This is a genomic window from Candidatus Nealsonbacteria bacterium (assembly GCA_026016225.1).
Lineage (GTDB): Bacteria > Patescibacteriota > Minisyncoccia > Minisyncoccales > JANBVM01 > Nealson33H.
This window is the reverse complement of record CP061210.1, coordinates 122,157-145,919: the sequence shown is the minus strand read 5'-3', so window position 1 is coordinate 145,919 and position 23,763 is coordinate 122,157. Positions and strand designations below refer to the sequence as shown.

The following is a 23,763-nucleotide window of genomic DNA, read 5'->3' as shown; positions in this document are numbered from 1 at the left end:
TTTCTTTAAACTTGCTTTTTCGTTTCTATTACCTTATCAATGAGGCCGTAGTTTTTAGCTTCTTTAGCTGAAAGATAAAAATCTCGGTCAGTATCTTTTTCAATTCTTTTCAATTTTTGTCCCGTGTGCTTAGCTAAAATTTCATTTACCCTTTGTTTAAGATTAATGATGTGTTTAGCCGTTATTTCAATTTCTACTGCAGCTCCTCCTACTCCGCTTACAGCTACCTGATGTAGTAAAATCTGAGCATTGGGCAGAGAAAACCTTTTTCCTTTTGCTCCAGCTGCCAATAAAACAGCAGCCCCAGAAGCAGCAGAGCCAACACACACAGTAGAAATAGGGCACTTCACATACTGCATTGTGTCATAGATGGCTAAGGCTGAGGTAAGGATTCCACCCGGGGAATTTATGTACAACTGGATATCTTTTTTAGGGTCTTTGGAGGTTAAGAAAAGCATTTGAGCAATAACAGAATTTGCTACAGGATCAACAATTGGCCCTCCTAAAAAAATAATTCTTTCCTTTAAAAGTCTTGAATAAATATCATAAGCTCTTGCTCCGTATTTTGTTTTTTCTATAACAGTGGGGATTAAATTCATAGTTTGAATAAATTAAAACTCTTAGATTATTTTAACATAAAATTAGAAATTAAGAAAGAGGTTCTTTACTCTTTTTTTCTTTCTTTTTCTTTTTGTCCGCTGAAGCCTTGACAGAGGCGGATTCTTCTTTTGTTTCTTCTTGCTTTTCCTCTTTTTGAGATTCGGGACCTCTAACATCTATTTTCCAACCGGTTAGCTTTGCCGCTAATCTGACATTTTGTCCATTTTTACCAATAGCTAAAGATAACTGGTTTTCGGGAACAATGGCTAAAGCTTTATTTTTGGGTAGGATTTTTACCTCTAATACTTTAGCCGGACTTAAAGAGTTGCTTATATATTGTTTGGGGTCTTCTGAATATTCAATAATATCTATTTTTTCTCCTCCTAATTCATTTATTACTACCTGAACCCTTGTTCCTCTCTGTCCAACAGCTGCTCCAATCGGATCAATACTTTCCTCACTTGAAGCAACCGCAATCTTTGTTCTCGAGCCGGCTTCTCTAGTTATAGACTTTATTACCACTGCTCCAGAAGATATCTCCGGGACTTCTAACTCAAATAATTTGGATACTAATCTGGGATAAGCTCTAGATAAGAAGACTTTCGGACCCTTAGGTGTTTCTTCAACTTTTAAGACATAAACTTTTAATCTTTGACCGGGGCGATAAAACTCTCCCGGCACCTGTTCTTCTTTTGCTAATATTCCTAATGTTTTGCCGATATCTAAAAGAATATTTCTACCTTCTATTCTTTGGATGATTCCAGAAACAATCTGGTTTTCTTTTGTTTTATACTCTTGGAAAATAGCCTCTTTCTCTGCTTCTCTGATTCGCTGCATTATTACCTGCTTTGCTGTTTGGGCTGCAATTCTGCCGTAATCTTTTTGAGCTTTCAAAGGAATAATTAATTCTTCTCCCGCTTTAATTTTTGATTTTATTTTTTTAGCATCTGACACCATAATATGCCTTTCCGGATTGAATCGAACTTTTTCTTTAGCAGACAGGGATTCTTCTTTGATTTCTCCTTTTTTTTCTTTTATTTTTTTTAATTCTTCCTCAGAATAAATCATATTTTCATCTACAACCAATTTCACCTGCCAAAATTTAACATCCCCTGATTCTGGGTTAATTTTAGCTTTAATAATTTGCCCTTTTTCTCCGTAGTCCTTTTTATAGGCAGCGGCTAAAGCTTGTTCAATAGTTTCAACAATCTTTTCTTTAGCAAGACCTTTTTCTTCGCCAATTTGAGTGATAGCTGATGTAAAATTTTTTATATCCATGATGATACTTGACCCCCTCTGATATGGGGTTTCAATTATTTTAAAAAATAGTGTCCGTTTTGGGCGGACTAATTTTAACTTTACTGAAATTCATTTTTTTGTCAACTTCCTGATTATTCTTTTTATTCTGAATTCCGAATAAGCTTTATCATCGTCAAAAATTAAACGATTCTTTATCAAAACACCTTTATCTTTAGCTGCTTTAATTTCTTTTATCGGACTTAACCTTTTAATAAAAATTGGTATTAAAGATATTAAACCGAATAATCCTCCTGTTTCAAACTGATTAAAGTGAGAAGATAGAAATATAATTGTTATTAAAAGTAAAATTGTACCAATTGAAGCGTTCCATATTAGAGCTAATATAATAGGAAAGATTAAAGAAAGTCCTAAAGTTCTTGGAATTAAAGCTAAGCCGGCCCCGACAAAAGTTCCGATTCCTCTGCCGCCTGCAAAATTTAAAAAGCACGACCAATTATGGCCGGTTACAGCAGCTACTCCTGACAAAACCTGGGTTAATGTTGACAATCCCAAAAATTGCGCCAATTTAACAGCCAAGAACCCTTTACCTAAATCTAAAACTCCAGTTAATGCCCCTTGCCATTTGCCGATATTCTTAAAAACATTCGAACCGGAAGTTTTTCTCCAGCCAATTTCTAAAATATTCTTTTTTGTTGAAAATTTGGTAATTATGTATCCAAAAGGAATCGAACCTAAGATGTAAGAAAAAATTATCCAAAAAAGATTAATATTTTCCATAGATGTATTATTAAAGTTTTAAGGGAGTTTTAGGCTCTTTGCCTTTAAAGAATCTTTTTATATTACTTCTTAAAGCAAAAGTTATTAGTGTAGAGTCTAAAACCCCAATCATAAAATAATAAAAAGGAAAATTCCAATAATATAAAAATAATGAAAAAAGCCAGGGAAAAATTAAGTTTGTGAAGGCTGTAATTCTGGTTAGAGCAAAGATAAGAAGCCAGACTAAAAATGCAGGAATAAAAGTTTTTAAACCCACCAAAGCCAGACAGGTTCCAAGGAAAGTAGCTCCTCCTTTTCCCCCCTTAAATTTAAAGAGAACGGGGAAGATGTGTCCCAGCGTAGGTAATATTGCTACAACGACAATCTGCCATTCATTTTGTAAATAATTAAGAGCTAAAAGGGTGGGAATTGTTCCCTTTGAAAAATCTAATAATGCTGTTAAAATTCCCCACCTCCACCCAAAAGCCCGAGAAACGTTTGTAGAGGTATAAGATTTGCTGCCAATTTTGGAAAGGTCAACTTTTTTTATTTTAGCAACAATGTGTCCGAAAACAATTGAGCCTAAAAAGTAGGCAAAGATTGATAGTGAAAAAAATTTACTCATATTAACCAATTAACCAAACGTTCTTATAAAGGTATATTTCCGTGTTTTTTGGCAACTTTACTTTCTCTTTTATTCAAAAGCGATTCCATACACTTTATTAGGATGACCCTGGTGTCTTTTGGATTAATTATCATATCAATATAACCGAGTTTAGCTGCCTGATAGGGATTTAAGAACAGTTCTTTTAATTCTTGAACTTTATCTTTCTCTAATTTCTTTGGGTCTTTACTCTTTGTCAGCTCTTTTTTATAGATAATTTTTACTGCCTGTTCAGGACCCATTACCGCAATCTGTGCTGATGGCCAGGCAATTATCTTATCATACCCCAGCTGGCGAGAGGCTAAAGCAATATAAGCTCCTCCAAAGGCCTTTCTTATAATTAAACTGATTTTGGGAACAGTAGCTTCTGAGAAGGCATACAATATTTTAGCTCCATGCCGGATTATTCCTTTTTTTTCTTGTTCCTTTCCCGGAAGATAGCCGGGAGTATCTACCAAGTTAATCAAGGGAATGTTAAATGCATCACAGAATCTAACAAAACGGGCGATTTTGTCCGAAGAATCGATATCAAGGGTGCCTGCCATAAATTTTGTTTGGTTGGCAACAATGCCGACCACTAAACCTCCTAATTTAACAAAGCCCACTATTGAATTTACGGCAAAGTTTGATTGAACTTCAAAAAAAGAATTTTTATCAAAAATCTCCTCAATTATTTCTTTCATATCATAACTCTTTTCTTCTTTTTCTGGCAATATCTCTAATAACCTATAGCTTTGTTCTTTTTCGAAGAGTTCAGCAAGAAAACTTCTTTCTCTTGGAGGGTCTTCCATATTATTTTGCGGTAAATAAGAAAGAAGTCTTTTTACTGCCAAAAAGCACTCTTTTTCAGAATCAAAAGAAAAATGAGCACAACCGCTTTTTGAGCTGTGGACAACAGCTCCTCCTAAATCTTCAAAAGAAACCGTTTCTCCTGTAACTTTTTTAATTACTTTAGGTCCCGTGATATACATTTGAGATATTCTCTCAACCATGAATACAAAGTCTGATAAACCAGGAGCGTATGATGCGCCTCCGGCCGATGGCCCAACAATTATAGATATTTGAGGAATTACTCCCGAGGACTTAATCATTTCACTAAAAATACCCGCATATCCTTCAAGACTTGATATCCCTTCCTGGATTCTAGCTCCTCCAGAGTCAATTATTCCTATTGAGGGACAACCTGTTTTTCTGGCAAGATTAATAATCTTGATGATTTTTTTGCTGTGCATTTCACCTGAGGAACCTCCTATTTTTGAAAAATCTTGGCTGTAAACATAAACCTGCCTCTTACTTACTTTTCCAAAACCAGTAATTACTGCATCGCCCGGGAACTTCTTTTTATCCAGACCAAGATTACTAAATCTGGTTTCAACAAGTGCATCTAATTCAACAAAACTACCCACGTCTAAAAGTAGGTTAATCCTTTCTCTGGCAGTTAGTTTTCCTTTCTGGTGTTGTTTTTCAATTAAATCTGGATTTTCCAGACTTTGCATTTTTTCGTTTAATTTTTTAATTTCTTTTTCAAAAGCCATATAGGATTTAAACTATTCGCTTATTGTCCTTAATTGATTTTTTATCTCTTCTATTATTTGTTTTAGAATTTTTTCATTGTCTACTTTTTTACCTAATTCTATTTTAAGGGATGTAGCAATATTTTCCAAATCTTTTGGAAATTTATCAATATTTGTATTTAAACCGAATCCCATTATTGAAAATTTAACATTAGTTCCCACAACAGTTTCTGTTAAAATGCCAGCTATCTTTTTTTGGTTTAGATAAACATCATTTGGTAATTTAATCATGGGTTCTACATTAAAATTTTCTTTCATCACTTTAGCTACTACAAAAGCTGCTAAAATAGTTAGAGTTTGCAAATCATCAATGGTGCTTTTTGGCAAAACAACCGAAAAATAAAGTCCGCCTTTTGGAGAAAACCAGTAATCTTTTTTTCTTCCGTATCCCGCAGTTTGTTCTTCTGCCCAGATGACCAGCCATGGTTCATGCTTTACCTTTTTTGCCAGAGCGTTAGTCGAAGAAATTCTCTTATATTTTTTAAATTTCATAATTTCTTTAACGTTATTCTAAAATAATTAAGACCTTCCCTTCTTTAACCTTCTGCTCTTTTTTTGCCAAAATTTTTTTTACCCTTCCTTCAAATTCAGAAATTATTTCATTTTCCATTTTCATTGCAGATAACAAAACAACTTTCCTCCCTTTTTTAATGAATTCGTTTTCTTTAACAAAAACTTCTGAAACTGTCCCCGCAATAGGGGCTTTAATTTCTTTTGTTTTAAATTTTCTTTTAGGCAAAGCGGTTTTTGCAACTACAATTTTCTCTTTCTCTTTTTCTTTCTCTTCAAAAATAAACTCTTCTTTTCCTACCTTTATCTTCACTTTATCTTTGTTTAATCTTTTAATTTCTACATCGTATTCTTTACCTTGAATGTTTATTTTTAAGTTCATAAAAATTTATTCGTTAAGCATTTTTGATCTTTCAGCCATTACCCAGTTTGATGCAGAAACTTTTTTTTCAGGAGAAATACTTTCTGAACTTTTCAAAGTTTTGTAAATTTGAAAAATGATATTGGCTAATTCTTTTTCTTCTATCTCCCTGGTTTTTAAGGGTCTTTTGGGACAAATTTGAGGGGATAACTTTTGTAAAATCTTGCTTTTTTCAATAAAGTTAGTGGTAAAGTTTCCTTTCAGGAAATTTTCATCTTTTAAAAGGAGCTTGAAAAAAGGAATAGTGGTTGGAACTCCCTCAATAGCAATCTCATCTAAAACCCTCTTTAAACGAGAAATAGCTTCTTTCCTCGTTTTTCCATGGGCAATAATCTTTGCTAAAAGTGAATCAAAGTAAGGATAAATTTCTTGTCCCTCGTGTAAAAAGGTATGCAAGAAAATTCCCTGTCCTCCGGGAGGGAGATATTTCTGGATAACGCCAGGTGCAGGTTGAAAGTTCTTTTTTGGGTCTTCGGCATTAATTCGTGCTTCTACTGCCCAGCCATTAAAGAAAACATCGTCTTGAGAAAAAGGAATCTCTTGTCCTTGAGCAATTCTAATTTGCTGTTCCACCATATCGATACCTGTTATTGCTTCCGTAATAGGGTGTTCTACCTGGAGTCGAGGATTGGTTTCTAAAAAATAAAAATTTTTATTTTCATCCACTAAAAACTCAATCGTGCCCACTCCTCGATATCTTAATCTTTTGCCAAATTTTACCGCTAAATTTCTTATTTTTTCTCTTTCTTTATCATCAAGAAAAGGAGAGGGCGCTTCTTCGAACAGTTTTTGAAATCTTCTTTGAATAGTACATTCTCTTTCTCCGAGATGGAGTACCTTTTTTTTATCTCCTAATATCTGAACTTCAATATGCCTTGCATTTGGGAGATGTTTTTCAAGGAAAAAATCTGTTTCAGAAAAAGCCGTAGCTATTTGCCTCTGAATTCCGCTGGAAATTGTAAAAAGATTACCAAAATCAATTTTTCCATTTATCACCCGAATACCGATTCCTCCTCCTCCTTTTTGTGCTTTTAAGACAAAAGGAGGCTTAATTTGCCCAACCCATTTTACCAAGTCTTTTTTTGTTTTAATGGGACCCTTACTTGCAGGAAGCGTGGGGATACCGGCTTTTTGAGCAATTCTTTTAGCTTCAATTTTATCTTCTAATTTTTTTAACATCTTGAAATGGGGACCAATAAACCAAATTTTGTTTTTCTGACAAAGCCTGGCAAATCTCCAATTCTCAGATAAGAATCCATAACCAGGATGAATAGCATCAACTTTGGCTTTTTTGGCAATTTCAACAATCTTTTTTTTATCCAGATAACCTTCAGCTCCCTCTTTATTTAAGAAATAGTATTCGTCGGCCAGTCTTGTCTCAAGGAAATTTTGTTCTTGTCCTGGCAAAGGACAAAGGGCAACGGTTTTAATTTCCATTTCTTGACATGTTCTAATTATTCGCAGAGCAATCTCCCCCCTGTTTGCAATGAGAATTTTTTTAATTGTCATATTATTTTATGCTTTTTTGCAAATTAGATATTTCTCCCATTATCTTATTAGTTATTTTCTGAAGCAAGAACCTATACTCTTTTGAGTTTTTATTTAAGTTTTTTGCTTTTTCAAATTCTTCTTTAAAATAAAGAGGTTTTCCAATGTTAATTTTAATTATTTTTTTTATTTTAAATTTTTTTCCAGGAGGCATAAGTTCAAAGGTTCCCTTAATACCTGCCGGCAATATCGGGACACCTGTTTTTAAAAAAATCCTGGCTGTTCCCCACTTACCCCTTCCTATTTTCCCCGTTCTTGTTCTTGTGCCCTCAGGATAAATTATTAAAATATCTCCCTTTTTCAAAACTTCGATTGCTTTTTTTACTGCTCTTTTTTTTGATTCTTCACATTTCCTGTTTAAAGGAATTACCCCGGCAATAAAATATAAAATATAGAGTAAAAATTTGGTAGGACCTGTGTAACTATCTGTTTGACCAATGAAGTGATACCGTCTTGGAACACAGACATAGCCGGTAGCTAACTCATCTAAATGACTTTGATGATTTGTAGCTAAGATAAAATTTCCTTTAGGAATGTTTTTCCATCCTTCCACTTCTTTTATTAATAGTTTTTTGACAATGGGAGCAAGAAATATTTTACAAAACCAAGAGACTGCTCTGTTCATACTCTTTAGCTTATAAATCTTTATCTACTTCTTTTATTATTTTCTTTGAACCTTCCATAATTTCCTCTATTATTTCTTTACAGCTTTTTATCTTTGAAATTCCTCCAGCACAAAGCCCGCAAAGAAGAGGAGCTTGCTCTATATTTCCGCTTTCTATTTTTGAGCTGGAGAATCTATCTGCCCTTATCTCTTCCGGGAAAGGATTTTTTTCTTCCAGCTTCTGAACCCTTTTTGTTAATTCATTTTCTATCGCTCTTACCGGATAACCAGTGAACCTTGCTGCTACGATGATATTTTCATCTGTTGCTTCCAGAACAGCTTTTTTATAATTCTCATGAATCTGACATTCCTTGCTTACTAAGAATCTTGTGCCCATCTGAATGCCGTCAGCTCCCAGGATAAAGCAAGCTAAAGCAGTTTTTGCATCATAGATGCCGCCTGCAGCAATTAAAGGAATTTTTTCTATTAATTTTTTTGTCTGAGGGACCAAAGCTATTGTTGTCACTCTGCCAATATGGCCTCCGGATTCAAAACCTTCCACTACTACAGCATCAGCATAGCTATCTTCCATTTTTTTAGCTAATCTTGATAAGGCGACTACAGGAATAACTTTAATACCAACCTTTTTTAAATGAGGAAATAAAGGAAGGGGATTTCCTCCTCCGGTAAAAATAACAGGAATTTTTTCTCGAATTACAATTTTTGCTAATTCTGCTACTTTCGGGTTTCTCATTAAAAGATTAACTCCAAAAGGTTTATCAGTTAATTCTTTGGTTTTTTTAATTTCTTCCTCTAACCATTTTGGAGGAAGAAAACCAGAACCAATTACCCCTAATCCTCCGGCATTAGAAACAGCAGAAACTAAAATTGAATCTGAAATTCCAGCCATCCCCCCCTGGATTATGGGATATTTAATATTTAAGAGTTTGGTGAGTTTGGTTCCTATCATAAAAATTCTAAAAATAATTTTTAATACTCCATTAAGGGTTTATGTTTTAAAATCTCGTTAGCCTCCCTTACTAACTCCTGGATTAGTTCTTTCACAGAAACTATTTTATTAACTCTCCAGACATTAGAACCTGCAAAGATTAATCCATTTTCTACGTCACCCTTACGGGCTTTTTCTAAAACTTCCAAGATGCAGTAGCTTTTATCGCAAATCATTCCTATACAACCCCGACATTTTCTCAAGTCTGGTTTTGGAGCTTTCCCTTTTAAGATTTTTTCAACCAAAGTATTTTTGATTGCTCTGCCGGGAAGCCCCACGGGAGAGTGAATAATTACAACGTCTTCTTTTTTTGCTTTCAGGTGCGCCTCTTTAAAATTTTGATGAACATCACATTCTTTTGTAGAAACAAACCTTGTTGCCATCTGGACTCCCTTAGCCCCCGCTCTTAACATTTCTACAATGTCTTTTCCATTGAATATGCCTCCAGCTGCAATCACCGGAGTTTTTACTGCTTTTACAACTTCTCTTACAATATCAATTGTTTTTCTAAAAGGGTGACTTTCTGGAAAACCAAGATGACCGCCGGCCTCCATTCCTTCAACAACTATTGCCTCTGCCCCCATAGCTTCTCCTTTTTTGGCAACCCTGACAGAAGAAGCCATTGAAAATATGGGAATATTATATTTTCCTCCCAAGTCAAAGATATCTTTTCTAAATCCTGCTCCCTGGATGACTAAATTAATTTTTTCTTCCATAGCAGCTTTTACCAATTCAATAAAGTGACTTACTACTCCCATAATATTAATTCCAATAATTCCTTTAGGTCCTGCAATTTTCCTGGCTTTTTTTATTTCTGATTTAACTTCATTAGGATTATTCATTCCAGAAACAGCAATAATGCCTACGGCTCCCTGTTTGGCCACATTACCGGCTAAATTATGCAATGAGACTCTTACTGCCATACCACCTTGAATAATTGGAATTTTTGCAAAAAGTCCTCCAATTCTTAAAGGAGGCAATTTGGTTTGAGGTAGGGATTTTTCTTGTTTTTTTTGTTGGTATTTTTCTTTAAATCCTTTTTTTTCTATAACAGCAATTGTAAATCTTACTTCACATTTTTTTTCATCTCCGACAAAAGCTTCTCCTTTAAAATTAGCAATCTTATATCCATAAAATCCCAAAAGCTCAACTTCATACCTTATTTTATCCCCGGGAAAAATTGGTTTATAAAAAAAAGCACTTCTAACCTGATGGGCTAAAAGATGTTTTTGTTTATGAATTTTACCAATTTTTTTTCTTAAGAGAATAGTTGCTGTTTGGGCAATTCCTTCTATAACCAATACGCCAGGCATTATAGGAAAGTCAACAAAATGCCCCTTAAAATAAGAGTCTTTCAGAGAGGTATATTTATAACCAATTATGAGGTTACCCTCGATGCTCTCTATTTCATCTACCCATAAAAAAGGCTCTGTATAAGGGATAATTTCTTTAATTTGGTCTTTATTTAGCATCATATTGATAATCCACCATCAATATTAATAACAGCTCCGGTTATAAAATTTGAATTTTCTGAAGCTAAAAAAGCAACTAATTCAGCTACTTCTTCTGGTTTACCAAATCTACCCAAAGAAGTTAACTTTTTAATCATCACCTTTAGTTCATCTGACAAATTTTCACTAAGTTTAGTTTCAATAAAACCTGGAGCAATAGCATTTACGGTTACTCCGAACCTTCCTATTTCTTTAGATAAAGATTTAGTAAAGCCAATTATTCCTGCTTTAGCTGCTGCATAGTTTGTTTGACCAAAATTTCCTCTTTGTCCGACCACAGAAGAAACATTAATAATCTTTCCTTGATTTTGGATAATTAATGGTAAGCTGGCTTTGGTGCAGTTAAATACACCGGTTAAGTCTATATCAATTACTTTCTGCCATTCCTCTTTTGTCATTTTTGCTAAAGTTTTGTCTTTACAAATTCCGGCATTGTTAACCAAAATATCTAATCTTCCAAATTCTGCTTCTATTTTTTGAATCATTTCTTCAACCTCTTCTAATCTTGAAACATCGGCTAAAAAATATTGAGCTTTTGTGTTCTTTTTTTCGATTTCTTCTTTTAGTTTTTTTAAATTTTCTTCCTGGGTTTGAATGTCGTTTAAAGCAATTCTGGTTTTCAAAGAAGCAAACTTTAAAGCAATTGCCCTGCCGATTCCTTGGGCAGAACCCGTAATAAGAACTACTTTTTCTTCTAACATAATAAATTAAAATTAATAATTTTAACTATATTCAGCTTATACGACTTTATTGTTTTTGCTAATAGTTTTCCAGCTGAAAGATAAGATAATTCCTCCCAAAAATATTTTTAAAAGGTCTCCGAAAATGAAAGGGTAAAGACCAATTATTAATATTCTTGAAGGTTCTATAAAGTTTCCTAACCACAAAAGGCCGGGAATATAAATTAGATAATTTCCAATCAGCATTACAAAAAAAGCCGAAATTATATTTTTACCCCATCCCTTTTCGAACAGAGCTCCGACTAAATAAGCAGCTAATATAAAGCCTAAAATATAACCAAAAGTTGGGCTTAAGATATAAGCTATTCCTCCTCCTCTGGAAAACCAGGGGAGACCAATTAAACCCAAAAAAAGATAAGTAATCTGAGACGCTGTTCCTCTCTTTTTTCCTAATAAAGCTCCGCTTAAAAGAACCACCAATGTCTGCATAGTTATAGGAATCGGGCCAATTTCGATTTTTAACTTGGAGGAGATTGCGGTTAAAATTGAAAAACTTAAAACTAAAATAACATTTTTTACTATTACTAAAGAATTATTTTCAATTCGCGGCAAAACAGCTGTAATCAAAGTTATGTTTTTCCCTTTAGTAGAATTTTTCAACATCATATTGCAATTCTTCAATCTGTCTTCCCGTAATCGGGACATCTTCGATTTTAATACTTTTGAGGTACTCTGGCAAATCTTTTATCATTGCAATTTCAGCAAAAACCCTATCTAAATTAAAGGGATTAAAACTGACAAAAACTAAACCCAAGAGAGCGGTATACTTTGTTGATTTTTGGATTGAGATTCCTTCTGCAACAGTTAGATAATTTGGTAAAATCTCTTCTATTTTTCTTAACAAATCTTGATATGGGTGAAGATACTTTAAAGAAAGATACGACTCTTTTTTAAGAAATTTTAAAACATTTTCTGCAGCTCCTTTAACTTTTATCTTAGGGTCAATTTTTAATATTGGTAGATTAATTATTAAATCGTTATTAAACACTTCTTCTGAGATTTCAAACAAAAATCCATCTTTTTCTTTTTTTACAAAGTTTGTTTTAGATAAATCCAAAAGAGTAACCTTGTTTTCCCTACAGACACGTAGCAGCTGAGATTTTTGGGCTGAAGCTTCAATCGGAAAATCATTAAAACTTTGAGAAGCTATTTTAATGTTTTTATCTTTAACACCTTTTTGGATTAAATATTCAATTATAGCTTCTAAAAATTGGGGGCTGGTATTTTCAGAAAAATAGGGATGTTTTGGAGACAAAAGAGCAGGTAAAACTAAAATCTTGGAGTTTTGCTTAATTTTTATCTCTCCTATCAAATCAATAGCTTTTTCAACAGCTGTTAAGATATCATATTTTACCCGCCAGACAGCTACGGCTGTTTTTTTTCGAATAGATTCTAAAACAAAGTTATCGCCGATTTTATATTCCTTTATTGATTTGTGAGTCCAGCGATTTCCCTTTTCATCTTCCAAGAGCAGGACAAAATAAGGAACTTTTGGGTGTAAGATGGTAGGGATATTAACTTTTGAAACACCAATTACTTTAATTTTCTCACTTACAATTTTTTCTAATTCTGAAAAACATTCTGGACATTTTTTAATCGGATATTGCCAGACTTTTTTACATTTTAAACATTGATAAAACATCTTTTTGGAATTAATTTATTAAATGATTTAATTTTGATAAACTAAGATTGTATGAAAACACTTTATCTACCAGACGAACTTCGGCCTAAACTGAGAAAGGTTTGGGGAATACCGATTTTTGGAAAGAAAAAAGAAATTGCAAAAAAGTATAAAAAACTTATTAAAGAAAGGAAGTTTAAGAAAATAATTACCATTGGCGACTCTTGTTCTTTAAGTCTTTCTTCTGATATTAAAATCTTTGATGGGAAAATAAATAGAAAGAAGATTAAAAAATCTTTACCCTTTTCTTTAAATTGTTCAAATCCACCCGGTACAATTCAAGAGAAAGTTTGGATGACAATTAAAAAAGCAATAAAAGAAAATAAAAATGTATTTATAGATGGTGAAGAAGACCTTTTGGTAATACCGGCTGTTTTGCTTTCTGAAAAACACAGCGCCGTGGTCTATGGTTTTTTTGACAAGGGAATTTGCTTAATTGAAGTTTCTGAAAAGACGAAAAAGACTTTTAAAGAACTTTTAAAAAAGTTCAAGCATTCTTCCTGAGAATGTGAACCGTAACGCTGCCGCCTGTTCCGCCAATATTGTGGCAGAGACCAATTTTAGGGATAGGGTTTACCTGTCTTTGACCGCATTTTCCTCGTAGCTGATTGACAATTTCATATATCTGAGCTATGCCTGTGGCTGAAATAGGGTGACCTTTAGCTTTTAAGCCGCCCGAAGTATTAATTGGTAATTCTCCGTCCAAATTTACTTTACCTGACCTTATTAATTCTGCTCCCTTTCCAATTTCGGCAAAACCCAAATCTTCATAAGAAAATAATTCCACTGAGGTAAAGGCGTCATGAACTTCAGCAATTTTAATATCTTTAGGTGTTAGTTTTGCTTGTTCAAAAGCCTGTTTGACTGCAATCCTCGTCGCTTTAAAATGATGAAGTTCTTCTCTCCCAAAAGTTAAAAGATAATCTGTAGCAAACCCGGAGCCGACAATTTCGATGTCGGTTTTTTCCTTTGAAAGAATTACAGCAGCTCCCCCATTAACTGATAAAGAACAATCCATAAGCCGAAAAGGAGAAGTGACGAGGGGAGAACTTTTGATTTTTTCCAGAGAAACTGGACGTTTATAATAATAAGCCTTTGGGTTCAAGGCAGCATTTTGATGATTCTTAAAGGCAATTAGAGCTAAATCATCCATTGTCGCTTTGTATGTTTTCATATATTGCTGCCAGACCAAAGCATTTTGTACTGGAAAAAGTAATCCTTCTGTTTGTTCAATTACTCTTTCTGCTGCAGACAATATCCAGTCCACTGTTATCTCACTACGATTATCTACTAATTTTTCTCCGCTAACTACCAAAATATTATTAAAATTAAGGCGGTTCGCCGTCCATATAGCTACCCCTCCTCCAGCACAGACAGATGGGGTTTCAATAATGGGGATATGAGTTTTAAATAAATCAGAAAGCAAAGATATTTTGTGAGTCTGGTGTTCTCCGCCAGCTGCGCTGGAAACAGTTGATAAAACAATAGCATCAATTTCAGATATTTTCATTGAGGAATCCTTGAGTGCTTCCATTGCAGACTCAAAAACCATTTGCCACCACGGCTTTTGAGAATAATCAAATTTTGTCATTCCTACGCCTTTAATATACATAGTATTTGATATTATTCTATTGTCATCCAGGCCGCAAGTAAAGACCCAGGTCCTATATGAGCGCCAACCACTGAACTCGTTAAATTGATAAAGGAAACTTCTGCTTTAATCTCTTTTAGTTTCTTTTTTAATTTTTTAGTTTCTTTTGAATTATCGCAGTGAGTTATTATTACCCTGATTTTTTTATTTTGTTTTCTTATTTTTTTACTTTTTGATTTTATCTCCCGAAAAATTGCTTCAGAAGATTCTTTTGTTCTAGCCCGAAAACCAATTTTCTCTATCTTCCCTTTTTTTAATCCTAACAAAGGCTTTATTCCTATTTTCTGAAGCCGTCTTATCCAGTTAGCCTGGGAGCGGTTAATTCTTCCTCCCCACTCTAACCACTTTGGATCAGCTAAAAATGCGTATAATTGAATTTTTGAAATTTCCTTTTTTAATTCAAGCATAATTTCCCCTATTTCTGTTTGGCTCTGAATTAACTCAATTGCCTTTAAAATCAAAAGTGCTTGGCCGCAACTACCATTATAAGAATCTAAAACAAAAACTTTTTTTCTTTGTTTTTCTGGTAACATTTCTCTTGTCTGACAAGCTAAGTTGTAAACACCGGAAAGTTTTGAAGAAGGGGAAATGCATAAAACTTTTTCAAAATTTTTCAGTTGTCTTTTATACGCTTCCAGAAACTCTTTTGGTGAAGGCTGAGAAGTTTTTGGTAAATTTTTAATTTTTTGTTTTTCCACATTCCTCATTTTTTGATAAATATTCTTACCTTTGAGGCGTTTGGATTCAGGCCAATCAACTTTACAAGGTATAACTTCAATTTGATAACGTTCAATAATTTTTGGGGTTAAATCAGCTATTTCATCAGTAATAATACCGATGGAAATCTTTCTGACAGATTCTTCTCCCACTACTTCCTTTGCCATATCTTCAACCCTTAATTTTTGGATTTGGCCTAAACTCCCCATAACTTTCTTTACTTCATCTGGATAGTCAGTATGAATGTGGATTTTCATTTTATTTTTAACTTTAACGATATCCAGACAGTTCCCTAATTTTTTTAATTTTTCTTGAACTTCCTCTTCGTCAAAATTTGAATTCTCAATTAAAGAAACAACTTCATATCGGTTAGCAAGAACCTGAATAAACCTTTTAATTTTTTTTGAAGGTATTTCTTCCCTGTCCTCTGCAGCTAAAACTATGGAAGGCTTTTCCAAAGCTCCCAAAAAACTTTCCAAAATAATTAAAAAACCTAAACCGCCGGCATCAACCACATTAGCTTTTTTAAAAATTTCCATTTTTTCTCTTGTTGCTAGAAGAGCTTGACCGGCTTTTTCTATTGCTTTCTTGAAAGTGCTTACAATATCTGATTCCTTTTCCGCCTCTTTTTTAATAGCTGAGGCTGCGGCATCAATTACATCTAAGATTGTACCTTCCTGCGGGTTTTGAATACTTATTCTGGCTCTTTCTGCTCCCTTTTCAAAAGCTAAACTTAATTTTTTAGTATCAACTGGATTTTTATCAAGTTGGGGTAAAAACCCAGCCAAAAAGCCGGTATATATTACACCGGCATTTCCCTGGGCATTAATTAAAGCTCCATCTAAAATAGCTTCTGAGATATCCTCTAAATTTTTAAATTCTTTTCCTTTAATAGCTTCTTTTATTCCCAATAAAGTTTTTGCTATGTTGTTTCCCGTGTCTTGGTCAGGCACTGGGAAGATGTTGATTTTATTAATTTCTTCTTTTTCTTTTTCAATTCTTTTGTAAGAGAGGAGCATCATTTCCTTTAATTCTTTTTGCGTGAGGTATTGCATAAACTACTTAAATTTCTCTTCTAATTCTTTCAGGATTTTAACTGATAAATCTTTTCCTCCCAGACCAAAAGCAATTCCTAAAGCAAGAGAGATAGCAGCTACCATACCAATAAAAATAACTAAAATTAAAGAAGGAACAATCTTGAGTTGATATAAAATAGCCAGGATTGCAAAAAACCAGATTATCCAACGGATAGACCTTCCCAAAAGTCTGGAATAGATTATTTTCTCTTTTTCTAAGGTGCCAACAACAACTTTTTGAGTAAAATCAGCTAAAAAGGCACAAACTACAAAAATTAAACCAGCAATAAAAATGTTGGGGAAGTAAACAATTACATTTTGTAGGAATTGGCTTAGTTCGGTTAATCCCAAAATTCCAGAAGATATCATCAAAAAAAGAATAATAATAAACCATTTAACCATTTCACCAAATATCTTAGAACCGTCAAGATTGACATCTATTCTGGAAAAAGCTTGTTTCAAACCCATTCTTTCTAAGACTTTGTTTAATCTAATCTTGTTTAAGAAAGCCACTGAAAGCTTTTCCATTGATTTTGAAATAATGACGCCCACAAGGAAAAGAAAGCTCGCCCAAAAAATTGAGGGTGAGATTTGAGTTAGTTTTTCCCAAACTAAGCTAATAGTTTCTTGAAACATGTTTTCTTATTTTACCATTTTGCTTGATGGAACTTCAAGAGGTAGCCAAGTCGATTAAATATTATATGTAAAAAGAAAGTTAGAATAAAAAGAGTTAACCAGACCAGAATATCAATTTCAAAAAATGGTGTCAATGAAATAAAAATGGCGGCTCCTATAACATAATTGGTTTGGTCAAAGGGTAAAAATTTGGCTCCTGGTTTTAACCTTAATCTTCTCTTTAAAAAAGCAAAAAGCAAATCGCCAAAAACTGCTCCTCCTGAAATTAAAAACCCAAGCAGTAAAATATTCTCTTTTTTATAATCAAAAAAACTGATTTTTTGTATTAATGGAAATTGATAAAGCAATGACTGAAAATAAACTATTAAGAGCCCTATAATTATTCCTAAAATAACTCCTCGCCAGGTTTTATGAGAGCCTAAAATAGGCTCTCCTTTAAATTTTTTGTTAAAATCAACCGGCTTGTCTAAAAATTTAAAGACTCCCGTTTTTTTAGCTAAAGGAGGAGTCATATTGGTAAGATAAGCCGGAAGAAAGAAATAGAAACAAGAAATAATAAATTGAAAATTCATAATGCTATGTTAGAATGTCAGAATGAAATGTGATTTACATGTTCATACTTGTTATTCTTATGATAGCACTTCTTTGCCCAAACAAATAGTTGATGCTGCAATTCAAAAAGGTATTGATTGTTTAGCTATTACCGACCATGAGGAAATAAAGGGAGCATTTGAAACTATAAGGTATGCTTTGAATAAATCAGTTTTAATTATACCGGGAATTGAAGTGAAAAGCAGAGAAGGGGATATTTTAGGATTGAATATCGAAAAGACAATTCCAAAGGGGTTATCAGCAAAAGAAACTATAATGAGAATTAAAGAACAGGGAGGTATGGCAATTATCGCTCATCCCTTTGCTATGTTTTACCCTTTTAAAGGAAACCTAAAAGATTTTTTGAGCGATATTGATGGAATAGAAGTATTAAATGCTTCTATGTTCACCTGGGAAAATAAAAAAGCTTTGAATTTTGTCAAAAAGTACAACCTTTGTTTTACCGCAGGCTCTGATGCTCACTCCCCGGACATTATCGGTTCAGCTTATTTAGAAATTCCAGGAGAAAATCTTTCTATTGAACAAGTTTTAGAAGCAATAAAGAACAAAAAAGGAAAGCCTTGGGGCAAAGAAGTGAATTTTTTTAAAAGGACAATTGCTTATGCCAAAAGAAGTATTGCTAAATTAAATTATTATGTTAGAGCAAAAAAGAGGAAAATTTAAAAAGATTGAGGTTAAAACAGGAGAAATTTTTTCTAAATTTGGTTTAAACCCTAATCACTATACTTTACTGTCTATTTTCTTTGCTGTCATTTCTTTTTATTTTTTAATTAAGATAAAGCTGATTTTAGCTTTAGCTTTTTTCTTCTTTGCTGTTTCTTTGGATTTTGTTGATGGAGCTGTAGCCAGAATAACAAAAAGGGCCACAAAAAAAGGAGCCTATATAGATACAATATGTGACCGTTATGTTGAGGGAATTATTTTATTGGGTTTTCTTTTTTTACCCTTGTCTTATATTTTTTTACCTTCTAAAATTTGGGTTTTCCTTGCTTTCTTTGGTTCTTTAATGACTACCTATTCAAAGGCAGCGGCTAAAGAAAAAGAACTGGTAGTAAGAGAACTCAAAAAAGGTTTTTTTGGCAGGGCGGAAAGAGTAATTTTAATTTTCTTGGCAATTGCTTTGGGAATTTTTAGATTTTCTTTGATAATCTATCCGATAATAATTTTGGCTATTCTTTCCAACCTTACAGCTGTCCAAAGGATATATTTAGCCCTCAATCCAGGAGAGGATTAAAGCATCAGGTCCGGCTAAAGTTCCAATAATATCATTGAGTATATTTATAAACAAGACCTCACCTCCTTCTAATTCTTTTTCAATCATATCTTTTAATCTCTGGGCTGCTTTTACATCATCTCCATGGGTAATAATTACCCTGATTTTTTTATTTTGATTCCTTAATTTTCTGGTTTTTTCTTTTATCTCTTTAAAGAGAGCAATAACAATATCTTTTGCTCCAGTTTTTATTCCTACTGGCTTTAAGAGACCATCTTTAATTCCAATTAAGGGACGGATTCCAACCTTTTCCATTCTTCTCACCCAGTTAGCTATCGTAGGGGACATTCTTCCTGCAGCTTCCACCCATTTTGGGTCTTTGAATATTACCCGGCAATTAATTTTTGAACGTAATTCTTCCAATTCTTTTTTAATTTCTTTCATTGTTTTTTCTCCTTCATTTATTAAATCAAACAATCTAAAAGCTAAAAGTGCTTGTCCGCCACTGACATTTAGGGAATCTACAACAAAAACTCTTTCTTGGTTCTGTGGTTTTAAAAAATTCTTTGCTTGAATAGCAGAATTATAGGTTCCGGAGAGTTTTGAGGTTAGAGTAATACAAAAAACATTTTCAAATTTTTCTAATTGTTTTTTGTATGCGTCTAAAAAAACCTTTGGTGAGGGCTGGGATGTTTTGACAAAAGTTTTGATTTCTTTTTTTTCAGCCTCTCTCATTTTTTGGAAAATATTTTCACCTGGAAGACCCTCGACTTCAGGCCAGTCTGCTTTGTAAGAAATAATCTCTATTTGATGTTTTTCAATTATTTCTTTAGGTAAATCAGCGCCTTTGCCGATAACTAAACCTATTTTACTTTGAGGGTAAATCAAGGTTCTTCTCGAAGAGAAGGTTCTTATCTTTTTCATGATAAATATATAAAATTAAAGTTATATTATATTTCGACTTTAATTAAGTTTTAAAATACCTAATTTTTGCTTCTTTTTCAAGTAAATTTATTGTTATTGCAATAATATTTATTTGCCATTTAGAATCTAATGGAATTTTGTTCTTAGTTAACCAATATTCAGCAGTTTTTCTTAATCTTTTTCTCTTAAGGAAATTTACTTTGTCTTCCGGAGAGAATATTCTTGATAACCCTTTGTTTTGTAATGTTTTTACTTCAATAAAAGAAATGACACCATCTTTTTTAGCTATAATATCTATTTCCCCTTTTTGAGGACTGCCCTGCATTCTAAAACAATAATTTTTATCCAGGATTTTATATCCCTTGTCTTTTAAATAATCTTGGGCTATTTTTTCACCTAAATTTCCAAGTTCTTTAGTATTCATATGGACCCAGGCAGAATCGAACTGCCGTTTGCGCAATGCGAATGCGCCGTTCTACCATTAAACTACGGGCCCTTAATCATTTTCTAAAAGCTTTTTTAATTCTTTAAATGAATTAATTCTGATTCCTTGATAATCTTGAAATTTATTTTCTCTATCAATTAATACAGGTTTTATTCCTAAGTTTTTAGCCGGAACTAAATCCCTTTCTATGTCGTCACCAACCATTACTGCCTCTTCTGCTTTTATTTTGAACTCATTTATGACTGTTAAAAAAACCCTTGAGTCTGGCTTTAAGGCCTTTGTTTCGGCTGGAGTAAAAATTCTCCCTAAATCTTTCAATTCTGAGTTTTCAACAAGGAATCTGGCGCTATCAGTTAAAATAGCTTTTGCGTAAGGTAAATCTAAAACTTCTTTTACATCATCATATATTTTGTAAGCTATATTTTCTCTTAAAAAATTGGCAAGTTCAGTTATGTTTTCTTCACCTTGTTTTTTACTGAATTCTTGTAAGAGCTGTTGGCTAAAATCTTCCCAATCCTTAGAAAAACACATTAACTTAGAGAATGAAGAGGAAAAACGTTTTATATCTTCTTTTCCTGTAATTTCAATACCAAAGCCTGGGAGCGAAGAATAGAATTCTTTCGGATCCTTTTTTGGCGAATAAGCCAATGTTTTCCAGAAATCAAAGATAAGAACCTTTATCCCTGATAAAGAACCTTGATTCTTCGAATTTATTAATTTTGGTTTCACAGATTTATTTTTCCTTAATTAAATAATCAACAGAAACGCCTAAAGCTCTGGCAATCTTTTGAGCTGTTTTAATTGTCGGACTCTGAATTCCTCCTGATTCAATTTTAATAATTGTATTGTGAGAAACATTAGCCAATTTCGAAAGTTTATCTTGGGATAGTCCGAGTTTTTTTCTAAGCCTTTTTATATTTTTGGCAATAGGGGAAAGTTCTCTTGACATTATTGTATGAAAATATTAGTATTAAAGTAGTTATACTTGCTTATATATTATTTCTTATTACCATAATTATATTATAAAAAATAGAGAATAAGGTCAATTAGAAAATTTAACTTTTTAATAATCTTTAAAGTTTCGGAAAGTTATGATTTTAATAAAAGTAAAATGTGCGTTTTGTGGTAAAGAATTTTTTAGGCAAAAGGGTCGATATAATGAGGCCAAAAAGTTTGGCTGGAATCAGTATTGCTCCAAAGAGTGTCAAAATACAGCCAAGGTCACCAGAGTTGAAAAGGTTTGTGGAAACCCTAATTGCAATAATGAGGTTTCGCGAGAACTTGGTCAATTTAGAAGATCTAAATGGGGATTTATTTTTTGTTCTCACTCTTGTGCTGCTATGGTAAATAACAGGAGGGACTCCGAAAAAAGACCGAAGTTTAAAACCTGTGTTAGATGCGGTAAACGGTTCAGAAGAAGTAAAGGAAATTTAAAATATTGTTCTATGAAGTGCAGAAGAGAGGCAGGGCGAAGGTATACTCCTCAGCAACTTATAGATATTATAGAACGAACCGCTCGAGCATTAAAAAGAGTGCCTGCAAAGCGAGAACTAAAAGAAATCGCTGACATGTGTAGAAAAACTTTTGGTTCTTGGAATAATGCTATTATTACTGCAGGACTCCAGCCAAATCGCTCGCACAGTCAACGTATGTATAAACGCACAAATACTGTGGCGTTAGATGGGCATCTATGTGACTCTGTTTCAGAGGCCATTATTGATAACTGGCTTACGAAAAACAACATTTTTCATAAAAGAGAGGTGTTCTATCCGAAAACAAATTACAGGGCAGATTGGGCTATTTTTATAGGAGGACAGAAGATATTTGTGGAGTATTTTGGTCTTGCCAACGATAGTCCTCGTTACGATCGGACCATAATGAAAAAGAAAAAGCTCTGTCGTAGGCACAAGCTTACTTTGGTTGCGATTTATCCTCAAGATGTTTATCCTAAAGAATGCCTTGACGGTAGGTTAAGAGATAAATTTAGAGGTTTGATTGATGTTTAATTTTAATAATTTCAGGATGCTGGGGGTTGAACCCAGGCTCCGGCCTCCCGAAGGCCGTGTACTACCGTTATACTACATCCTGATAAAATTTAGGTCAGGTCACCCAATATTTCTTTTTTGTCATCTGGTCTCTTTTTGTTTCTATTTCCTTTATTTCTTTTCTTGCTTTTTGGGCTAAGGAGCTTAACTCCTTTTCGCTTAAATTTCCTAATTTTTTAATTTCTTTTTCTAAAAACTCTTTTTTATTTTTTTCAGGGTCTTCTAAAACATAACTAAGCAGTACACCTAAAATTTGTCCTATTTTTGGTCCTGGTTTTATATCTAAGATTCTCATTATATCATTTCCATTGACTTTTAACATTTTGCTTGAGATAGGGTCTTGAGATACCTTTTCAATTATATATCGTAAATGGCGGAGTTTATAAGGCTCAGCTTTTGGAACTCCTGAGCCAATTCTATCTGCCATTCTTACCTGCAGTAATTCTTCCATATTCTCAGGTCCTACCTGACGTACCAGTCTTCTGACAGAACTTTCACCGACTTCTCCTGGATTATAGTAAAAAAGGTGATATCTAACGAGTTTGGCGATTTTTTCAATTTCTTTTTTAGGAAATTTTAATCGGTTTAAAATCTGAATAGTCATTCTTGCCCCAACTATTTCATGGCCGTAAAAAGTAGCATCTGGTCCTTCACCTCTTTTTGTTCTCGGTTTCCCAATATCATGAAATAAAGCTGCTAATCTTACATATTTATTAAAACTTCTTTTAGCCGCATAATCTAAAGAGCGCACAAAATGTTCATAGCAGTTATAAATATGATGTTTATTTTGAGCGATACCATAACCTTCTTCTATTTCAGGGATAATATATTTTAACAAATCTAATTTTCTTAAGAGTTCAATCCCTTCTGCTGCTCTTTCCGCCATAATAATTTTCATAAATTCATCTCTAATTCTTTCTTTAGAAATAGCCTGCAGCCAGATTGAGTTCTTTTTAATGGCTTTGGCTGTTTTTTCTTCAATCTTCCAATTTTTTCCTAATTTTACAGCGAATCTTACTCCTCTAAGCATTCTTAAGGCATCTTCTGAAAATCTTTTTTCTGGATTTCCCACAGCCCGAATAATTTTGTTTTCTAAATCTTTTTGTCCATTAAAAGGGTCAACAATCTTTAATTCCGAACTTTGAACTTTGACCTTCGAACGTGGAACTTCTATTGCTATTGCATTGACTGTAAAATCTCTTCTGGCTAAATCTTCTTTGACGGTTTTGGCAAACTTAACTTCGCTTGGATGACGTTTGTCAGTGTATCTTGTTTCCAAACGAAAGGTGGTAATCTCAATTTCTTTTAATTTAGGGTTTTTACTTTCAGTTTGAACGGTCACCGTCAAAAACTTGTTTTTATAAAAACTTTTTGGAAATATTTGCTGAATTTCTTTTGGTTTGGCATTTGTTGTAATGTCCCAGTCTTCAGGTTCTACATTTCGCAAAAAATCACGAACACATCCCCCAACAATATAAGCTTCAAACTTTTTGTTTTTTAATTTTTCAATAACAAATTTTACTTCTTTTGGGATATCCATACCTGAATCTTATCTTAAATCCTTGT

27 protein-coding genes and 2 tRNA genes are annotated in these 23,763 nt (G+C 33.4%); 4 read left to right on the top strand and 25 right to left on the bottom strand.

Annotated features, from left to right (window positions below; genetic code table 11):
* Positions 1-5 precede the first annotated feature (5 nt).
* The 14 genes from IB617_00815 to IB617_00750 form a co-directional block, all read right to left on the bottom strand.
* The gene (locus IB617_00815) at positions 6-599 is read right to left on the bottom strand and encodes an ATP-dependent Clp protease proteolytic subunit (protein ID UZE93362.1); all 594 of its coding nucleotides are present in this window, start codon (positions 597-599) and stop codon (positions 6-8) included.
* 49 nt (positions 600-648) lie between these two features.
* Positions 649-1,878, bottom strand: a complete 1,230-nt coding sequence (nusA, locus tag IB617_00810; GenBank protein ID UZE93361.1) for a transcription termination/antitermination protein NusA — start codon at positions 1,876-1,878, stop codon at positions 649-651.
* Between the two features lie 90 nt (positions 1,879-1,968).
* Entirely contained in the window at positions 1,969-2,637 is a 669-nt protein-coding gene (locus tag IB617_00805) for a glycerol-3-phosphate acyltransferase (protein ID UZE93360.1), read from the bottom strand.
* A 10-nt stretch (positions 2,638-2,647) separates the two neighbouring features.
* Positions 2,648-3,241, bottom strand: coding sequence for a glycerol-3-phosphate acyltransferase (locus IB617_00800; protein ID UZE93359.1), 594 nt, complete (start codon positions 3,239-3,241; stop codon positions 2,648-2,650).
* A 23-nt stretch (positions 3,242-3,264) separates the two neighbouring features.
* A complete protein-coding gene (locus IB617_00795) occupies positions 3,265-4,815 on the bottom strand; it encodes an acyl-CoA carboxylase subunit beta (protein UZE93358.1) in 1,551 nt (516 codons plus the stop codon).
* Positions 4,816-4,827: 12 nt separating this feature from the next.
* Entirely contained in the window at positions 4,828-5,346 is a 519-nt protein-coding gene (locus IB617_00790) for a biotin--[acetyl-CoA-carboxylase] ligase (GenBank protein UZE93357.1), read from the bottom strand.
* Between the two features lie 13 nt (positions 5,347-5,359).
* Positions 5,360-5,746 carry an acetyl-CoA carboxylase biotin carboxyl carrier protein subunit gene (locus tag IB617_00785; GenBank protein UZE93356.1) on the bottom strand — a complete coding sequence of 129 codons (387 nt, stop codon included), beginning with the start codon at positions 5,744-5,746 and terminating at the stop codon, positions 5,360-5,362.
* 6 nt (positions 5,747-5,752) lie between these two features.
* On the bottom strand, positions 5,753-7,294 hold the full coding sequence (locus IB617_00780) for an ATP-grasp domain-containing protein (protein UZE93355.1): 1,542 nt from the start codon (positions 7,292-7,294) through the stop codon (positions 5,753-5,755).
* A gap of 1 nt (position 7,295) precedes the next feature.
* Positions 7,296-7,958: a 1-acyl-sn-glycerol-3-phosphate acyltransferase gene (locus tag IB617_00775; GenBank protein UZE93354.1), complete on the bottom strand. Its 663-nt coding sequence runs from the start codon at positions 7,956-7,958 to the stop codon at positions 7,296-7,298.
* A gap of 10 nt (positions 7,959-7,968) precedes the next feature.
* Positions 7,969-8,904: a nitronate monooxygenase gene (locus IB617_00770; GenBank protein ID UZE93529.1), complete on the bottom strand. Its 936-nt coding sequence runs from the start codon at positions 8,902-8,904 to the stop codon at positions 7,969-7,971.
* A 23-nt stretch (positions 8,905-8,927) separates the two neighbouring features.
* Positions 8,928-10,421 carry a nitronate monooxygenase gene (locus tag IB617_00765; protein ID UZE93353.1) on the bottom strand — a complete coding sequence of 498 codons (1,494 nt, stop codon included), beginning with the start codon at positions 10,419-10,421 and terminating at the stop codon, positions 8,928-8,930.
* Complete coding sequence (locus tag IB617_00760; GenBank protein ID UZE93352.1) at positions 10,418-11,158, bottom strand: beta-ketoacyl-ACP reductase; 741 nt, start codon at positions 11,156-11,158, stop codon at positions 10,418-10,420. Before IB617_00760 ends, IB617_00765 begins: the two co-directional genes overlap by 4 nt.
* A 36-nt stretch (positions 11,159-11,194) precedes the next feature.
* Positions 11,195-11,803, bottom strand: coding sequence for a biotin transporter BioY (locus tag IB617_00755; GenBank protein ID UZE93351.1), 609 nt, complete (start codon positions 11,801-11,803; stop codon positions 11,195-11,197).
* Complete coding sequence (locus IB617_00750; protein UZE93350.1) at positions 11,781-12,839, bottom strand: DUF362 domain-containing protein; 1,059 nt, start codon at positions 12,837-12,839, stop codon at positions 11,781-11,783. The genes IB617_00755 and IB617_00750 overlap by 23 nt, the downstream gene beginning before the upstream one ends.
* Before the next feature lie 51 nt (positions 12,840-12,890).
* On the opposite strand from IB617_00750, the gene IB617_00745 reads away from it, so the two are divergent.
* Positions 12,891-13,382: a GTP-dependent dephospho-CoA kinase family protein gene (locus IB617_00745; GenBank protein ID UZE93349.1), complete on the top strand. Its 492-nt coding sequence runs from the start codon at positions 12,891-12,893 to the stop codon at positions 13,380-13,382.
* Here IB617_00745 and IB617_00740 read toward each other — a convergent pair.
* From IB617_00740 to IB617_00725, 4 genes are read right to left on the bottom strand one after another with little or no spacing between them, the layout of a single operon-like run.
* Complete coding sequence (locus IB617_00740; protein UZE93348.1) at positions 13,366-14,490, bottom strand: thiolase family protein; 1,125 nt, start codon at positions 14,488-14,490, stop codon at positions 13,366-13,368. The two genes, IB617_00745 and IB617_00740, sit on opposite strands and share 17 nt — an antisense overlap.
* An 11-nt stretch (positions 14,491-14,501) precedes the next feature.
* Positions 14,502-16,301: a DegV family EDD domain-containing protein gene (locus tag IB617_00735; protein ID UZE93347.1), complete on the bottom strand. Its 1,800-nt coding sequence runs from the start codon at positions 16,299-16,301 to the stop codon at positions 14,502-14,504.
* 3 nt (positions 16,302-16,304) lie between these two features.
* Positions 16,305-16,958, bottom strand: coding sequence for a hypothetical protein (locus IB617_00730; protein ID UZE93346.1), 654 nt, complete (start codon positions 16,956-16,958; stop codon positions 16,305-16,307).
* A gap of 11 nt (positions 16,959-16,969) precedes the next feature.
* Entirely contained in the window at positions 16,970-17,530 is a 561-nt protein-coding gene (locus IB617_00725; protein UZE93345.1) for a CDP-archaeol synthase, read from the bottom strand.
* 22 nt (positions 17,531-17,552) lie between these two features.
* Between IB617_00725 and IB617_00720 the strand changes: the two genes are divergently transcribed.
* Together IB617_00720 and IB617_00715 are read left to right on the top strand one after the other, a co-directional pair.
* Positions 17,553-18,233: a PHP domain-containing protein gene (locus tag IB617_00720; protein UZE93344.1), complete on the top strand. Its 681-nt coding sequence runs from the start codon at positions 17,553-17,555 to the stop codon at positions 18,231-18,233.
* A complete protein-coding gene (locus IB617_00715) occupies positions 18,205-18,804 on the top strand; it encodes a CDP-alcohol phosphatidyltransferase family protein (protein ID UZE93343.1) in 600 nt (199 codons plus the stop codon). Before IB617_00720 ends, IB617_00715 begins: the two co-directional genes overlap by 29 nt.
* Here the strand turns inward: IB617_00715 and IB617_00710 are convergent.
* The 5 genes from IB617_00710 to IB617_00690 form a co-directional block, all read right to left on the bottom strand.
* Positions 18,778-19,707, bottom strand: a complete 930-nt coding sequence (locus IB617_00710) for a DegV family protein (protein ID UZE93342.1) — start codon at positions 19,705-19,707, stop codon at positions 18,778-18,780. The two genes, IB617_00715 and IB617_00710, sit on opposite strands and share 27 nt — an antisense overlap.
* Before the next feature lie 43 nt (positions 19,708-19,750).
* A complete protein-coding gene (locus IB617_00705) occupies positions 19,751-20,131 on the bottom strand; it encodes a YraN family protein (GenBank protein UZE93341.1) in 381 nt (126 codons plus the stop codon).
* 1 nt (position 20,132) lies between these two features.
* A tRNA-Ala gene (locus IB617_00700) sits at positions 20,133-20,203 on the bottom strand.
* Complete coding sequence (locus IB617_00695; protein ID UZE93340.1) at positions 20,204-20,881, bottom strand: HAD family hydrolase; 678 nt, start codon at positions 20,879-20,881, stop codon at positions 20,204-20,206.
* 4 nt (positions 20,882-20,885) lie between these two features.
* The gene (locus IB617_00690) at positions 20,886-21,101 is read right to left on the bottom strand and encodes a helix-turn-helix transcriptional regulator (GenBank protein ID UZE93339.1); all 216 of its coding nucleotides are present in this window, start codon (positions 21,099-21,101) and stop codon (positions 20,886-20,888) included.
* A 142-nt stretch (positions 21,102-21,243) separates the two neighbouring features.
* Between IB617_00690 and IB617_00685 the strand changes: the two genes are divergently transcribed.
* Complete coding sequence (locus tag IB617_00685; protein ID UZE93338.1) at positions 21,244-22,158, top strand: hypothetical protein; 915 nt, start codon at positions 21,244-21,246, stop codon at positions 22,156-22,158.
* An 11-nt stretch (positions 22,159-22,169) separates the two neighbouring features.
* Here the strand turns inward: IB617_00685 and IB617_00680 are convergent.
* Both IB617_00680 and IB617_00675 read right to left on the bottom strand, forming a co-directional pair.
* A tRNA-Pro gene (locus IB617_00680) sits at positions 22,170-22,240 on the bottom strand.
* Between the two features lie 12 nt (positions 22,241-22,252).
* Positions 22,253-23,737 (bottom strand): HD domain-containing protein, encoded by a 1,485-nt coding sequence (locus tag IB617_00675; GenBank protein ID UZE93337.1) that lies wholly within the window; start codon positions 23,735-23,737, stop codon positions 22,253-22,255.
* Positions 23,738-23,763: the final 26 nt, after the last annotated feature.